Origin of the sequence: Rhodanobacter sp. L36 (assembly GCF_009765755.1) — a bacterium.
Taxonomy (GTDB): domain Bacteria; phylum Pseudomonadota; class Gammaproteobacteria; order Xanthomonadales; family Rhodanobacteraceae; genus Rhodanobacter.
Map to the genome: position 1 here is coordinate 116908 of NZ_LMUV01000006.1, position 14694 is coordinate 131601.

The 14694-nt window shown below is 62.0% G+C and carries 13 protein-coding genes; 10 read left to right on the forward strand and 3 right to left on the reverse strand.

All coding sequences use genetic code 11. From position 1 onward, the window contains the following. Positions 1–113 precede the first annotated feature (113 nt). The 5 genes from GSQ73_RS08835 to GSQ73_RS08855 all read left to right on the forward strand — a co-directional run bounded on the left by GSQ73_RS08835 (position 114) and on the right by GSQ73_RS08855 (position 4640). Positions 114–692: a TetR/AcrR family transcriptional regulator gene (locus tag GSQ73_RS08835; protein WP_158883131.1), complete on the forward strand. Its 579-nt coding sequence runs from the start codon at positions 114–116 to the stop codon at positions 690–692. 125 nt (positions 693–817) lie between these two features. Continuing rightward, positions 818–2602 (forward strand): phosphoenolpyruvate carboxykinase (GTP), encoded by a 1785-nt coding sequence (locus tag GSQ73_RS08840; RefSeq protein ID WP_158883133.1) that lies wholly within the window; start codon positions 818–820, stop codon positions 2600–2602. A 109-nt stretch (positions 2603–2711) separates the two neighbouring features. Further along, the gene (locus GSQ73_RS08845; RefSeq protein ID WP_158883135.1) at positions 2712–3257 is read left to right on the forward strand and encodes a sigma-70 family RNA polymerase sigma factor; all 546 of its coding nucleotides are present in this window, start codon (positions 2712–2714) and stop codon (positions 3255–3257) included. Further along, positions 3254–3718: a hypothetical protein gene (locus GSQ73_RS08850; protein ID WP_158883137.1), complete on the forward strand. Its 465-nt coding sequence runs from the start codon at positions 3254–3256 to the stop codon at positions 3716–3718. Before GSQ73_RS08845 ends, GSQ73_RS08850 begins: the two co-directional genes overlap by 4 nt. A 16-nt stretch (positions 3719–3734) precedes the next feature. Then, positions 3735–4640, forward strand: coding sequence for a DUF4097 family beta strand repeat-containing protein (locus GSQ73_RS08855; protein ID WP_158883139.1), 906 nt, complete (start codon positions 3735–3737; stop codon positions 4638–4640). A 99-nt stretch (positions 4641–4739) separates the two neighbouring features. Here GSQ73_RS08855 and GSQ73_RS08860 read toward each other — a convergent pair whose 3' ends face one another. Next, positions 4740–5654 carry a hypothetical protein gene (locus GSQ73_RS08860; protein ID WP_158883141.1) on the reverse strand — a complete coding sequence of 305 codons (915 nt, stop codon included), beginning with the start codon at positions 5652–5654 and terminating at the stop codon, positions 4740–4742. A 250-nt stretch (positions 5655–5904) separates the two neighbouring features. Here GSQ73_RS08860 and GSQ73_RS08865 point away from each other — a divergent pair, with 250 nt between their 5' ends. Next, positions 5905–8808 (forward strand): EAL domain-containing protein, encoded by a 2904-nt coding sequence (locus GSQ73_RS08865; RefSeq protein ID WP_158883143.1) that lies wholly within the window; start codon positions 5905–5907, stop codon positions 8806–8808. Between the two features lie 32 nt (positions 8809–8840). Here the strand turns inward: GSQ73_RS08865 and GSQ73_RS08870 are convergent, their stop codons facing one another. Continuing rightward, the gene (locus tag GSQ73_RS08870) at positions 8841–9740 is read right to left on the reverse strand and encodes an Hsp33 family molecular chaperone HslO (RefSeq protein ID WP_158883145.1); all 900 of its coding nucleotides are present in this window, start codon (positions 9738–9740) and stop codon (positions 8841–8843) included. A 93-nt stretch (positions 9741–9833) separates the two neighbouring features. Between GSQ73_RS08870 and mtgA the strand changes: the two genes are divergently transcribed. From mtgA to GSQ73_RS08885, 3 genes are all read left to right on the forward strand, one after another. Next, the gene (gene mtgA, locus GSQ73_RS08875) at positions 9834–10574 is read left to right on the forward strand and encodes a monofunctional biosynthetic peptidoglycan transglycosylase (protein ID WP_158883147.1); all 741 of its coding nucleotides are present in this window, start codon (positions 9834–9836) and stop codon (positions 10572–10574) included. A 168-nt stretch (positions 10575–10742) separates the two neighbouring features. Then, positions 10743–10865: a hypothetical protein gene (locus GSQ73_RS08880; RefSeq protein WP_254063351.1), complete on the forward strand. Its 123-nt coding sequence runs from the start codon at positions 10743–10745 to the stop codon at positions 10863–10865. A gap of 261 nt (positions 10866–11126) precedes the next feature. Continuing rightward, positions 11127–11555: a CBS domain-containing protein gene (locus tag GSQ73_RS08885; protein ID WP_158883152.1), complete on the forward strand. Its 429-nt coding sequence runs from the start codon at positions 11127–11129 to the stop codon at positions 11553–11555. Between the two features lie 48 nt (positions 11556–11603). On the opposite strand, the gene GSQ73_RS08890 is transcribed toward GSQ73_RS08885, so the two are convergent. Beyond that, complete coding sequence (locus GSQ73_RS08890; protein ID WP_158883407.1) at positions 11604–12926, reverse strand: MFS transporter; 1323 nt, start codon at positions 12924–12926, stop codon at positions 11604–11606. Between the two features lie 148 nt (positions 12927–13074). Here GSQ73_RS08890 and GSQ73_RS08895 point away from each other — a divergent pair, with 148 nt between their 5' ends. Beyond that, a complete protein-coding gene (locus GSQ73_RS08895; RefSeq protein ID WP_158883154.1) occupies positions 13075–14664 on the forward strand; it encodes a choline dehydrogenase in 1590 nt (529 codons plus the stop codon). Positions 14665–14694 lie beyond the last annotated feature (30 nt).

Genomic DNA, 14694 nt, shown 5'->3' on the forward strand with positions numbered 1-14694 from the left:
CGCTTTGATGGCAGTCAACACCATAGCGATCGCACGTGAAGACACGGTCCACCTTCGAAACCTTCACCCCACGGAAGATTACAAAGACACAGGCGTGTGGCTACCATACGGACATGAATGTCAGCAGCAAGCCCGAACGTACACGCCTATCCGCCGAGGACTGGGAGCTCGCCGCCCTGCACCTGATCGCCGAGCAGGGCGTGGGCGCGCTGGCCGTGGAAGCACTGGCCCGCCAGCTTGGGGTGACCAAGGGCAGCTTCTATTGGCACTTCCGAACCCGCGAGGCGCTGCTCAATGCCGCGCTGGAACGATGGGAACAGTACGGCGAGCGCGAGGTCATCAGCCAGATCGAGCAGATCGCCGACCCGCGCAAGCGTCTGCCCGAATTGTTTCGGCGTGTCGCGCACGAATTGCAGGCCCATCGCGTTTACGCCGCGTTGCTGAAAGCCCTCGATCACCCGCAGGTAGTACCGGTGATGGCGCGTGTTTCGCAGCGCAGGATGGAATTCCTCACCACCGCTTTTGCCGAGGCTGGCCTGCAGGCAACGCAGGCGCTGAACCGCGCACGGCTGACTTACGCCGCCTATGTGGGATTTCTGCAGCTCAACTTCACGCTCGGCCTGCCACGGATCAATCATGAAGAGTTCGACGCCTACGTCGAACACATGATCGCCACCCTGATTCCGGCCTGACACAACGCACAGTTACATCGATACGGCGCCCCACGGCGCCGTTTTTTGTTGCGCGTCACCTTGCAATACCAGTTTGCGCAAACTACCGTTTCAGCTCTCTTTTTTGCCAAACCTCCGAGGACATGATGGCCAGCACGCTGGAAGCGCTCGATCACTGGGTTACCGAGGTGGCCGCCATGACCCGGCCTGCGCGGATTCATTGGTGCGACGGCACCGATGGCGAATATCGGGCGCTGGTGCAGCAGATGCTTGAAAGCGGAACTCTGATCGAACTCAACCAGCAGACCCATCCGGGGTGCTACTTGCATCGCTCGCATCCGTCTGACGTCGCGCGGGTCGAACACCTGACCTTCGTGTGCCACCCGGACGAGCAGGACGCTGGCCCCAACAACCACTGGATGGATCCGGCCGCGGCGCACGCGAAGATCGATGCGTTGTACGACGGGTGCATGGAAGGTCGCACGATGTATGTCGTGCCCTATTGCATGGGGCCGATCGATTCGCCGCTCGCGCGTTGCGGCGTGGAAATCACGGACAGTCCGTACGTCGTCGTCAACATGCGGATCATGACGCGGATGGGTGCCGCAGCGCAGGCGCGGATCGAACGCGAAGGACATTTCGTCAAAGGCCTGCATTCGGTCGGCGAGCTGGATCCCGAGCGTCGTTTCATCATGCATTTTCCGGCCGAGCTGACCATCAAATCCTACGGCTCCGGTTACGGCGGCAACGCGCTGCTGGGCAAGAAATGCCACGCGCTGCGCATCGCCAGTCATCAAGCGCGCAACGAAGGCTGGCTGGCCGAGCACATGCTGATCGTCGGCATCGAAAATCCACGCGGTGAGACGCACTACATCGCCGCCGCCTTCCCTTCCGCCTGCGGCAAGACCAACCTCGCCATGCTGATACCGCCCGAGGGATATCGTCGCGATGGCTGGAAAGTCTGGACTGTGGGTGACGACATCTGCTGGATGCGTCCGGGCGCGGATGGACGTCTATACGCCATCAATCCCGAGGCAGGATTCTTCGGGGTGGCTCCTGGCACCAGCGACGAAACCAATCCGAATGCTCTGCAAAGTGTCGCTCGCGATGCGATCTTTACCAATGTCGCGTTGACTGCAGACAGCCAGCCTTGGTGGGAAGGGCTGCCAGGTACGCCGGCCATCGACTGGCAGGGGCGTCCGTTCGATCCGGCTCATGGGCCTGCAGCACATCCGAATTCACGTTTCACTGTTGCCGCAAACCGATGCCCGACATGGTCCGCGCAAGCCGAAGCACCGCAAGGCGTTCCGATCAGCGCCATCGTGTTCGGCGGCCGGCGTCCATCGCTGCTGCCGTTGGTGATGGAAGCCCGCGACTGGACCCACGGCGTGCTGATGGGCGCTGCGATGGGTTCGGAAACCACCGCGGCGGCGACCGGCGCAGTTGGCGTGTTGCGACGCGATTCGATGGCCATGAAACCGTTCTGCGGCTATCACTACGGCGACTACTTCAGGCACTGGCTTTCGTTCGATCAGCCAGACGCGGTGCTGCCAAAAATTTTTCACGTTAACTGGTTCCGCAAGGACAAGGACGGCACGTTCCTCTGGCCCGGCTATGGCGACAACCTGCGCGTGCTGGAATGGATGATCCAGCGCGTCGAAGGGCGAATTGAAGGCGTCCAGACACCCATCGGCATCCTGCCTGCGGCCGGCGAGCTGCGAGTGGACGGACTGAACCTTGATGGCCGCAAGCTCGATGTCTTGCTCGACGTCGATCACGTCGCGTGGCGCAGCGAACTCGCCGCCATCGGCGACTACCTGGCATCGTTTGGATCGCGACTGCCGGAAGCGCTCCGAATCGAGCAGCAACGCGTGGCTCGGGCTTTGGACAACGTCATCGAAGAACCACGACGCGAAGCGATGGCGCGCTGATCAAAGTCGATTTCGGTTACTCGCCATTTCGGCGTGCGATGCAAACCATTTCGCATGGCAAGGCATCCAAGCTGGCAAGATGATCGCCTGCCCTGCCATCGGATACGCCATGTCGCCCGCTTCGGTCGAAGCCAACGACCATGATGACGTGCGCGCCGCCGCGTCGGGCGACCGGCACGCATTTCAGCGGCTGTATCGCCTGCATGTGGGGCGCGTGCATGGCGCCGTGCTGCGCCTGGCTGGCTACGACCATGCACGCGCGGAAGACCTGACCCAGGAAGCATTCATCCGTGCCTGGCAGAAGCTGCCGGGTTTTCGTCACGAGAGCGCGTTCGGCACCTGGCTGTATCGGCTCGCCGTGAACGTGGCGCTGATGGACATTCGTTCGCGCCATGCCGATCCGGTCAGCATGCTCGACGACGAACATCTGCCGGACCACGGCGAAACACCTTTCTGCGCCGCGGAGCGAAAAGAACTGGAACACGCGGTCGGCCTATTGCCGCCACGCGCCCGTGCCGTGCTGGTACTGCACGACATCGAAGGCTGGAAACACGAGGAAATCGGTGCCGAACTGGGTATGGCCGTCGGCACATCGAAAGCACAGTTGCATCGGGCGCGACAGCTGCTGCGCAAGGTACTGGGAGACAACACATGAATGAGTTCGAGTGGCGTCGTCAGATGCGCGATCTGCGTCAGCCGGTCTCGCCACCGCGCGATTTATGGACGTCCATCGAGGCGGCACTGGATGATGCTGCGCCAGTGGATACGGCAACGGAAACGACTTCGACGCCGGTGCGATCGTCCGCTTACACGCGACGCTGGTTGGTCGGCGCGGGCCTTGCGGCTTCATTGCTGCTGGTCGCCGGGCTCAGCTTCCATCTGCGGCAGATGCCGGGTTCGACGACGGCCGCGATAGCCAGCAAGTCCGCACTTTCGTCGAAGTGGAAACCTGCCGATCCACGGCTGGCCGGCGCCGCCATCGAACTGGACGCCGCACGCATGGAACTCCAGCAGGCGATGCAGCAGGCTCCGGATTCGCCGGCTCTGCAACGCATCCTGGCACGCACCGAACATCAACAAACGCAACTGCGTCAGTTGGCTCGCGAAGCCGGCTGACCTATCGGGAATGATCATGAAAACCGCTCGCTACGTTCCACTTCTGCTGTCGCTGTGCATCGGTCAGGCCATGGCCGACACACCGATTCATCTGCGTCATGACGCAACCGCCAATGTCCACGTGAGCATCAGCAATGTTGCCGGCACGGTGAACGTGAGCGCGTGGGATCGCAACGAGGTGGAAGTGAGCGGACAGCTGGGCAATGGCACCAAGCCGCTGGCGATCACTGGCGGCAACGACGATCTTGCGATCAAGGTCGAGCCGGAAGGCGGTTCGGGTGGATGGTTCAACTGGGGCGGCGACAGCCGGATGGCGCCGAGCGAGCTCGAGCTGCACGTGCCCAAAGGTGCATCGCTGGATATCGGCGTCGTGAGCGCGCCGCTGGTCGTGGATGGATTCGATGGCGGCGAGATCGTGGTGAATACGGTGAGCGGGAAAGCGCGCATCAACGCTCGTACGCCATCGCTGAAAGTGGATAGCGTCAGCGGCAATGTGGAACTTGCCGGTCACGCGGAGCAGGCAGATCTGCAGACAGTGAGCGGTGACATTCTTGCGCCTGTCCTCGGTAGCGACGTAAAGCTGCAGACGGTGTCCGGCCGCATCCAGGGCAGCGGTGGGCCGTGGCAGAAGCTGACGCTGAGCACGGTGTCCGGCGAAGTGCAGCTGAGCGGCGGCGTTGCCGCCAATGGCAGCGTCGGCATCGACAGCATGAGCGGCGATGTGCAGCTGCAATTACCGGCCAGTGCCGCGGGAACTCTGCACGCCAGCAGTTTCAGCGGCGATCTGCGCAGCGACTTTGGCACACCGACGAAACCGGAGCATGGGCCCGGCAGCAGCCTGGACGTCCGTATCGGAACCGGCAACGGGCACATCAATGTCGAGACATTCAGCGGCGACCTGCGCATTCGCAAACAGGATTGACTGCGGCATTGATAGACCGCTTTGCCTCAACGCCTATCGAACGACATCATGAAAAAAGCCGTCGCAAGCGACGGCTTTTTTGTGCCCGACCAGACGGGATCAAAGATCCTGGTGGTACTGCACGTAAGGCGTACGCGATTGATCCGGCTCAGGACCGACAGGCGTGTTTGCCGGCGTACCGGACGACCAGAGATTCTGCGCGCCCACGCTGAGAGAACCGCGCCACGGCAAGCGCCAGGTCACACCCAGATCGATGCTGTTCCAGCGCCGATCCGAATTGAAACCGCCGGGAATACCGGCTTGCGGCTGCATGGTGCGACCCACCAGCGTGCCACTCAACGGACCGTGATCGACGCCGAAACTCAGTGCCTTCTGATCCATCGTGTTGATGCCGAGCAGGTTGCCCGGCAACAGATGGATGCGCCCGACGCTGGCGCCCAGATCGATGCCGCTCTTGTTGCCCAGCGACAGACGACCGCGCGCATTCACCTGCGTGCTGCTATCGAAACTGGCGAGGCCATCGACACCCGGCGCTGCGCCTGGAAGCACGCGTGGCAGCGGCACATTGTCGTTGTCGGGCGTGCTGTTGGTGGCCACGCTCAGGCCGACGGTATAGCGGCCCAGATCGTAAGTTGCCCCGACCTCGCTGCCGATCACCCGCGACGGTTGATTGATCCACGAGTGCTGGCTGAATTCCGCATGCGCCTGCAGGTTCGGCGCCAATCCGTACTGCAACCCGGTGGTCATCACGCTTGCGGCGTCCACCGCATGGAAAGCCAGAGGTGCGTTGTTGCGCAAGGCGCCGGTTTCGGAGTCGGTGTCCGCCTTGAGAACAAGCAGACGGCCATCCGTGCCACGCCAAAGCGGAACCACCACGCCGGGTTCGACCTCGGTGACCTGGTCTGGCGGCTGGCTCAGAAGGTGCTGCGCCAACGCGTTGTCGCCGCCCGCAGTCTGCCCGGCCGCGGCAAGCGGCAGAACGGATAACAGAAGCGTGGCGACAAGATGGCGCATGAGTGGGTCAACAGCTCTCAGGTGACAAGCCCGGGACGCGAGCATATCGCATTTTACGTTTTGCTAACACCCCGGAACGACTTGAAAAGTCGGCAATACCTCACAAAAGTTGCCGCCCCGATGGGCTGGAGCCTTTGCTACGACCCGGATCCCCAACCACTGGTTCCCGCTGGCTACGAGGCCGGCTTACACGATATAAAGAGTGGTTGATGCCGATCCCGCTGTACCGATCCGGAACTGACTGCAGCCGATGAGCGCCACACCCACGATCCGTTCGCCCCAGCCGCCACCGATCGCCGGTGACGCAGCGACATTGCATGGCGCGGTGGAGCGGTTGTTCAAGGCATCCGACGCGGCCAGTGTCATGGAAATCTGCGAGTTCATGCTTGGCCATTTCGGCGTGCATGGACGGCTTCGCTGGCGCAACAGGGACGAACAGCTCGCCACGCCATCGAACGAACTGGTCGACCTGGCGGAGAACCCGCAAGGTCATCGAACGCTGACGCTTGAAGGCGCCGAGCTGCCGCTGGCCGAAGATGTTCGTGATCAGCTTTCCTGGCTTGGCCGCCTGGCGGATGCGCGGTTGCGACAGCTCGCCGAAACCAGCCGACTCTATGAAGCCATTTCGCGACTCGCCCTGGCAGAGCGGCTGCAACGCGCGTTGTATGCGATTGCCGAACAGGCCAGCGCGCAGCAGGACATGCCCGAGATGATGCGCTCGCTGCATTCCATCGTCAGCAGCCTGATGTACGCGGAAAATTTCTACATCGTGCTTTACGACAAGAGCACCGAGACCATCCGTTTTCCGTACTACGTCGATATTGCCGACACCGATCCGCCGCTGCCCGACCAGAACACGCCGCTGCAGGAATTGCTTCACAGCCTGACCTGGAACCTCCTGCAGGAAGGTCGCCCGTTGATGGGCTCGCTGGACGAATTGAGGCAGCAACTCGGCGATCACTTCGTGCTGGTCGGCCCGCATTGCGAACACTGGCTCGGTGTGCCGTTACTGCGTGGCGGCCAGATCGTCGGCGGCATCGTGATGCAGAGCTATCGCCCCGATACGCACTACTCAAGGCAGGATCTCGAACTGCTCAACTATGTTGCGCAACACGTGCAGACCGCGCTCGAACGCCGCGAGGCGCATATCGAACTGGGTCGCCGGGTGGCTGATCGCACGACCGCATTGCGTGAAGCCAACCGCGTCCTTCGCCAGCAGGTTCTGCAGCGCCAGCGCGGCGAGCGATTGCAGGCTGCGCTGTTCCGCATTGCCGAACTGGCCAACACCACCGACAGCCTGGAAAAATTCTACGCGGCGGTCCATCAGGTCATCAGCGGCCTGCTCTATGCGCGGAATTTCTATATCGCGCTGGTGGACGAGGACAACGGCTATCTCACTTTTCCTTATTCAGTGGACGAGGTCGACAACGTGCGCCCGCCACGCGCTCACGGACGCGGAGCGACCGAATATGTTTTACGAAGCGCAAAACCTCTGCTCGCCGATCCGAAAGAAATCGAGCGGCTGGCCGCGCTCGGCGAGATCAGCCATTTCGGCGCGCGATCGGTTTGCTGGCTCGGCGTGCCGTTGCTGTGGAGCGGAAAAGCGATGGGCGTGCTTGCCCTGCAGAGCTATTCGCCGGAGCACACATACAACGAGCGCGACCAGGAACTGCTCACCTTCGTCAGCTATCACATCGCCAACGCATTGCAGCGCAAGCATGCGGCCGCGGCGTTGAAACAGGCTTATGCCGGACTCGAACGTCGTGTGACCGAACGCACGCGCGCCTTGGCGCTGGCCAACCGCGATCTGCGCGAACAGATCGCCGAACGCGAACGCGTCGAGCGTCGACTCAAATACGAAACCCTGCACGATTCGCTGACCGGACTGCCCAATCGCACGCTGCTTTTGCAACGACTCGAACAGGCCATGCAACGCTACACAGACAATCCGAATGAGCAGTTTGCTGTGCTGTTCATCGATCTGGATCGCTTCAAGGTCATCAACGATTCGGTGGGGCATCTGGTCGGTGACGATCTGCTGTTCCAGGTCGGTGGCCGCATCCGCGCCTGCCTCAAGACGCGCGATGTGGTCGCGCGGCTGGGCGGCGATGAATTCGCTGTGTTGCTCGAAGGCATCGTTGAACAGGGCAAGGCAGCGTTGATCGCCGAGCGCATCATCGTCGAACTGCAAACGCCGTTCCGGCTCGGCACCAAGGAAATATTCACTTCCGCATCGATCGGCATTGCGTTGTCCAGCCCGCACTACCGTCAACCCGAAGAGTTACTGCGCGACGCTGACGCTGCCATGTACAACGCGAAGGACGGCGGCCGCCATCGTGCGGCCATGTTCGACGATCGCCTGCGCCGCGAAGCGCTGTCGCTACTGGATATGGAAAGCGATCTGCGCCATGCGTTGAGTCGCAATGAATTCGTGCCGTTCTATCAGCCGATCGCCGAGCTTGCCGATGGTCGCGTCACCGGCTACGAGGCGTTGCTGCGCTGGCATCATCCGGAACGCGGCCTGCTGTCGCCAAGTGATTTTCTGCTGATCGCCGAGGAGTGCGGTTGCGCCGAAGCGATCGACTGGCAGATTTTCGAGCAGGTATGCGCGCAGGCCGTGCAACTGATCGGTTCGGATGGCTTCATCAGCATCAACGTGTCCGGCCGGCATTTTCGTTCAGCCGATCTCGACCAGCGTTTGCTGGACTTGTTCGCGCAGTACAAGGTGCCGACGAGCTGCATACGGATCGAGGTCACCGAACGTGCATTGCTGGAGAACCCCACGCAGGTCAAGCAGATGTTGAAGAACCTGCGCAGCCACGGCGTCGGCATCGCACTGGATGATTTCGGCACCGGCTATTCCTCGCTCAGCTACTTGCATCAGTATCCGTTCGAGACGCTGAAGATCGATCGCTCGTTCATCACCGCCTTGCCGACGGGCGATGAAGAAACACAGGGCCTGGCGCTGGTTCGCGCGATCCAGGTTCTCGCCGATTCCCTGCAGATGAAAGTGATCGCCGAAGGCATCGAGGAAGAATCCCAGCGGCAGGCGCTGCTTCGCGTAGGCTGCCGTTATGGACAGGGATTCCTGTTCTCGACACCGCAGCCGGCCGAAACCTGGTTGAACACGGATCGGCCACTGCTGCTCGCGTAACTGGCGGTCGCGCAAGCCTTCAAACGGCTGACTTACTGCTCGGTATCGGGCGCACCGAGCGCGGCGCTTTCACTCAGCAGATGTTCGGCATCGATGCGATCGAAGTAATAGCGCTGCGCACAGAACTCGCAGATCACCTCGATTTCGTCATCGCGCGCCGCAAGCGCCGCTTCGACTTCGTCGCGTCCGAGCGAACGCAGCATCGCGCTGACGCGTTCGCGACTGCAACTGCAGCCGAAGGCCAGCGGACGTGGCTCGGAAAGGCTCACCGATTCTTCGTGATAGAGCCGATACAACAGTTGCTCCGGCGGTGTCTCCAGCAGTTCCTGCGCGCTCAGCGTGGACGTGAGGTGCACGACGCGGTTCCACGCATCCTCATCCGGCACCACGTCGTGTCCGCCCTCGTCCGGCATCTTCTGCAGCATCAGTGCCGCTGCATGTTCGCCGTTCACGGCCAGCACGATGCGTGCAGGCAGTTGTTCGGATTGCACGAAATAATTTTCCAGCGCGTCGGACAAACTCGCGTGCCGAAGATCGACCAGCCCCTGATAGCGTTGCCCGCGTTCCACGTTGCCGATGGTGATCGCCATGATCGCCTCGGGAAGTTCATCCAATGCCAGCGTGACCGGCAGCGGATCGTCCCATCGCGCCAGTCCGCGCAGTCGACCTTGATCGTTGCATTCGGCGAACAGCATGCGCAGTGCGCCCGCACTCTTGAGCTCTATCGAAAGCGCGCCGTCCAGTTTGATGTTGCCTGTGAGCATCGCGCTGGCGGCCATGGCCTCGCCGAGCAGCGTGTGCAGCTGCGGTGGATACTCGGCACGTGCGGCCACGTCGCGCCACGCTGCACCGAGCCGGACCAGCACGCCGCGCACGCCAGCGCGTTCAAGCAGGAAGCGATGCATCATGTCGTCGGCGATCATGGTTTCCAATGGGGTGTTCTCTTGATGTTCAAGCGTCCCAGATGGGGGCGCGGTCGATCCGGGACAACACCTATACTGCCTGCACTTTCCGACGTGCACCTCATGAAAAGTCTGCTCGGCCACTCGCGCACGCGCCGCCTGCTGCGTGCGCTACTGATCCTTGCACTGGCCTGGCTGGCACTGAGCTGGCTGGTCGTGCTGGTGCTGCGCTTCGTGCCGCCATGGACATCCGCGGTGATGCTCGAGCGTCGCGTCGGCGCGGTGGTTCATGGCGAAAAGGATTTCCGATTACGCCATCGCTGGGTGCCGTGGAACGAGGTATCGCCCTGGGTGCCGTTGGCGATGGTGGCGGGTGAGGATCAGAAATTTCCTTATCACCACGGTTTCGATTTCGATTCGATCCAGGACGCGATGGACGCGGCCGACGATGGTCGCCGCTTGCGTGGCGCCAGCACGATCAGCCAGCAGACCGCGAAGAATCTTTTTCTGTGGAACGGACGCAGCTTCGTGCGCAAGGGCCTGGAAGCGTATTTCACCGTGCTCATCGAGGCGACTTGGCCCAAGCAGCGAATCCTCGAGGTCTACATGAATGTCGCCGAGCTTGGGGATGGCGTCTACGGCGTCGGCGCAGCCAGCGATGTCTACTTCGGCGTGCCGCCGGGCCGTCTCGGTCCGGAGCAGGCCTCTCGCCTCGCTGCCGTATTGCCAAGCCCTCGGCGCCTGCACGCCGATCGACCCAGCGCTTATGTCCAGCGCCGCGCCGCATGGATTCAACAACAGATGAGTCGTCTTGGCGGACCCGGATATGTTGAAGGTGGCGCGCCCGCACGTGCGCCGCATTGATGATGCACGATTCTTCGCCACTCGCGCACGCGCGTGAGACATTTTTCAAGTGACGCCCTCCAAGCCCAGCCTGACCGTCGTCGTTCCTGCGTTCAATGATTCAGAGGTGCTGTGGTCGTTTCATCAACGGCTGCAGCGCGCGCTCGCGACTCCGCACTGGATTGCACCGTGCTTTATGTCGACGACGGCAGCGAGGACGACACATGGGCGATCATCCAGTCGCTGATCTCCGCCGACGCCAACGCCGGCGCCACCAAGTTGTCGCGCATTTCGGAAAGGAAGCCGCACTGACGGCAGGACTGGATCACGTGACGGCTGATGCAGCCGTGGTGATCGATGGTGCAGATGCTGGCGCGCGGAGTGATCGGCGAATACCTGGATCGCAACCACGTCGAGAGCAAGCGTCGGCCACTGTATTTCATCGAGCAACGGCAGCTGCCTCGCGTGGTCGACCAAGCGTTTCCAGGTCTCATCTGCAACTTCACGACATTGCTACACGCGCGGGAATCGGCAGCAGTAGACTCAAGTTCCTCCACGAACGGGAGAGCACGCATGAGTCAGGTCAGGCATCTGCTGGAAGGCAAAGGCAGCGAGATCTTCTCTATCGCGCCGGACGCGCCGGTGCTCGAGGCGATCAAGCACATGGCCGAACATCGCATCGGCGCATTGTTGGTCATGCGCGGCAACGAACTGGTCGGCGTGGTGTCCGAACGCGACTACGCGCGCAAGGTGATTCTGCAAGGCCGCTCGTCGGCGCAGACCGCGGTGTCCGACATCATGCACGTGCAGCCGTTGACGGTCGGCCCCGATACGGACGTGTTCGATTGCATGCGCCTGTGCACCGATAGCCGTGTGCGCCATTTGCCGGTAGTGGATGGCGGCAACATCGTCGGCGTCATTTCGATCGGCGATCTGGTCAAGGCGGTAATCGACGCGCAGGCCGATCAGATCGAGCACCTGCAGCGCTATATCACCAGCTGAGATTGCGATATCGGCGGGTTGCGCGACGACAAGTCGACAGCGTTACGCTCAGCCTGATGCCGATTTTTCCGATGTCGAATGCTCCGGCAACAAGTCGGGTGAATTCCCGGCACGCCGTGCGAACCGTACTGCGATCGCGGAAACGCCAGCGCCAATGGCCGCCATGCCAGCCACGCCGATGCCGATTTTTCCGAGCCCGAAGACGCCGCTGGTCACGATGAAATCGCCAAACCGCCATACTGCGGTTTCGATGAAATTCTTTCCCTTGTAACGGGGTTCGCGCGGCACGCGGGTATACAGCGCATCGACAGCGGGTTTGGTCGTGCCATACGCAAAGCCGCGCGTGATCACCAGCATGATCGTGAGCAGTGAAAGGCCATACGTCGACATCGCGGTGTGCCGGCCCAGCAACCACGCGGGCAAGTCGATCCATCGTGTGGGCGCGCTGAAATCCAGTTCGAAGAAATGGCCGAAGGCGAACGTCATGACTGTTGCCAGCAATAAAGTATTGATGATCGCCGGCAGCACCAATCCCCAGCCAGCGCCGTGACGCACCAGCAACCAGCGCGTGATGGTCAGCTGCAGCACCGCACCGAGCACATTCGTCGCCAGATCGATGTCGTTGTAAAACGCAGTGCGCAGCGCGTTGTTGTGGAAATGCGCGCGGGCGTAATCAGCCACCAGCGCATAGGCCAGCGTCCCGATGCCGTCTCCCAGCAACATCAGGATCGCCATGTAACGAAGAAATGGCCTCGACCAGAGTTCCTTGAGGCCGGCCCATAGCGAGCCGCCGATCGGTTCTTCGGTCGCGCCGTCTGTGCGCCTCTCGTCCTGCGTGGACAGCTTCAGCAACAGCACCAGCGACGCGCTCAGCATCAGCGCCGACACCGCCAGTAGTGGCGCTACGCCGAGCAGGCGCACGAGCACACTGGTCACAATCGGTCCGAATAGCGCGCCGGCCATGCCGCCAAGCGCGATCAACGAAAACACGCGACGTGCAGAGCCGCTGTTGAAGATGTCCGCCATGAAACTCCAGAACAGCGACACCACGAACAGGTTGAACACGCTCACCCACACGTAGAACACCACGCCCAGTGCTCGCGCACCGATGCGATCCTGCAGCAGAAACGCGGGAACAAACGCGAGCAGACACACGACGAAGAAACTGTAGACCCATGCCAACAATTTCCGGCGCGGGAACCGAGCCACCAGCGCACCGAACACCGGCGTCAGCAGCAGCATCACGATGAAGGTTGCGAAGAAGAACAGCGGCAACGCACTCGAACCCACTGCGCCGCTCAGCTGATCGCGCACTGGCCGGATGATGTAGTACGAGGTCATCACGAAGAAAAACGCCAACGCGGAAAGCATTGGCGCCGTGCCTTGTTCCGCATGGGCTGGACGTTGCAAACTCACGGAACTATCCGAGACATGGGCGGGGCAAGCCTACCATGCGTGCATCTCCCGCGGCCGATGCACGGAAAGGCAGTACGCAGAATGACGATCCACAGGGATGCTGATGAACACATACGATTTCATCATCGTCGGCGCGGGCTCCGCCGGTTGCGTGCTGGCCAACCGGCTCAGCGCGCAACCGGGCAAACGCGTATTGCTGATCGAAGCAGGTGCGTCCGATTCCAATCCCCTGATCCACATGCCCGCAGGCATCGCGCGGCTTGCGAATAACCGACGGCTCAACTGGAACTATCACACCGAGCCCGAGCCGCAGCTTCACCATCGGCGCCTGTGGTGGCCGCGAGGCAAGACACTGGGCGGCTCCAGTTCGATCAACGCCATGTGCTATGTGCGCGGCGTGCCGGCCGACTACGATGCCTGGGCGCAGGCGTGTGCGGATCCGCGCTGGTCTTGGTCGCAGGTGCTGCCGTGGTTTCTGCGCGGCGAGAACAACACGCGCGGCGCCGACGCGCTGCACGGCGTTGGCGGTCCGCTCGGTGTTTCCGATCTGCGTCACCACAACGTGCTTTCGTCGGCGTTGATTGATGCAGCTTGCGAAGCAGGATTCGAGCGCAATGACGATTTCAACGGAACGCATCAGTCGGGCTTCGGGCTCTATCAGGTAACGCAACGCGATGGTCGCCGCTGTTCGGCAGCTGCCGCGTACCTGAAAACCGTGCGCCATCGCGTCAACCTGCATGTGCGCACGGGTGCGCTGGTCGAACGGGTACTGATCGAGCAGGGTCGTGCTGTCGGCGTAATGTTGCGACACGGGCACCGCACATCCGAGCGCATCGAAGCGGGCGAAGTCATCTTCGCGGCCGGCGCGATCAACACGCCACAGTTGCTGATGCTTTCCGGGCTCGGGCCCGCCGATCACTTGCGCGAGCACGGCATCGACGTGATCGCCAACTTGCCCGATGTCGGCGCGAATCTGCAGGACCACCTCGACATCTGCACGCTCGACGGAAGCACGCGCAAAGTCACCTACGATCATCTCAACGAACTGACCACGGGCCTGCGCTGGTTGATGCATCACGACGGGCCGGGTAGTTCGAACATCGCCGAAGCCGGTGGTTTCGTTCGCAGCCGGCTGGCCGACGATGCGCGCTGCGATCTGCAATTCCATTTCGTGCCTGCGCTGCTGGACGACCACGGCCGTCATCGTCTGGACGGCTATGGCTACACCTTGCACGCGTGCTATCTGCATCCGCGCAGTCGCGGGCAGCTGCGACTGCGGTCGGCCGATCCGCTACAACCGATCGCCATCCACGCGAATTATCTCAGCGACCCGGAAGGCAATGACATGCGTCGCATGATTGAAGCAGCGCAACTTTCGCGCGAGCTGTTCGATCAACCGGCATTCGATGCTTATCGCGGGCGTCCTGTATTCCCCGAACAGCGACTCGACGGCGACGACGATTACGCCGACTTCATCCGGCGCAAGGCTGAAACGATTTATCACCCGGTTGGCAGTTGCCGGATGGGCAGCGACGATCGTTCGGTGGTCGACAGCGAGTTGCGCGTGCGCGGTGTGGCGGGCTTGCGCGTCGTCGACGCATCGGTGATGCCGACCCTGCCGAGCGGCAATACGAATGCGCCGACGATCATGATCGCGGAGCGAGCCGGCGCGCTGATTCTTGGCGACGCATGATGTGCGCGGCCCATGACGTGGGGGAAGAAC

Excerpts from the sequence above, each read along its gene's own strand:
- GSQ73_RS08835 (WP_158883131.1), top strand. The coding sequence starts at position 114 with ATGAATGTCAGCAGCAAGCCCGAACGTACACGCCTATCCGCCGAGGAC.
- GSQ73_RS08840 (WP_158883133.1), top strand. The coding sequence starts at position 818 with ATGGCCAGCACGCTGGAAGCGCTCGATCACTGGGTTACCGAGGTGGCC.
- GSQ73_RS08845 (WP_158883135.1), top strand. The coding sequence starts at position 2,712 with ATGTCGCCCGCTTCGGTCGAAGCCAACGACCATGATGACGTGCGCGCC.
- GSQ73_RS08850 (WP_158883137.1), top strand. The coding sequence starts at position 3,254 with ATGAATGAGTTCGAGTGGCGTCGTCAGATGCGCGATCTGCGTCAGCCG.
- GSQ73_RS08855 (WP_158883139.1), top strand. The coding sequence starts at position 3,735 with ATGAAAACCGCTCGCTACGTTCCACTTCTGCTGTCGCTGTGCATCGGT.
- GSQ73_RS08860 (WP_158883141.1), bottom strand. The coding sequence starts at position 5,654 with ATGCGCCATCTTGTCGCCACGCTTCTGTTATCCGTTCTGCCGCTTGCC.
- GSQ73_RS08865 (WP_158883143.1), top strand. The coding sequence starts at position 5,905 with ATGAGCGCCACACCCACGATCCGTTCGCCCCAGCCGCCACCGATCGCC.
- mtgA (WP_158883147.1), top strand. The coding sequence starts at position 9,834 with ATGAAAAGTCTGCTCGGCCACTCGCGCACGCGCCGCCTGCTGCGTGCG.
- GSQ73_RS08885 (WP_158883152.1), top strand. The coding sequence starts at position 11,127 with ATGAGTCAGGTCAGGCATCTGCTGGAAGGCAAAGGCAGCGAGATCTTC.
- GSQ73_RS08890 (WP_158883407.1), bottom strand. The coding sequence starts at position 12,926 with ATGCTTTCCGCGTTGGCGTTTTTCTTCGTGATGACCTCGTACTACATC.
- GSQ73_RS08895 (WP_158883154.1), top strand. The coding sequence starts at position 13,075 with ATGAACACATACGATTTCATCATCGTCGGCGCGGGCTCCGCCGGTTGC.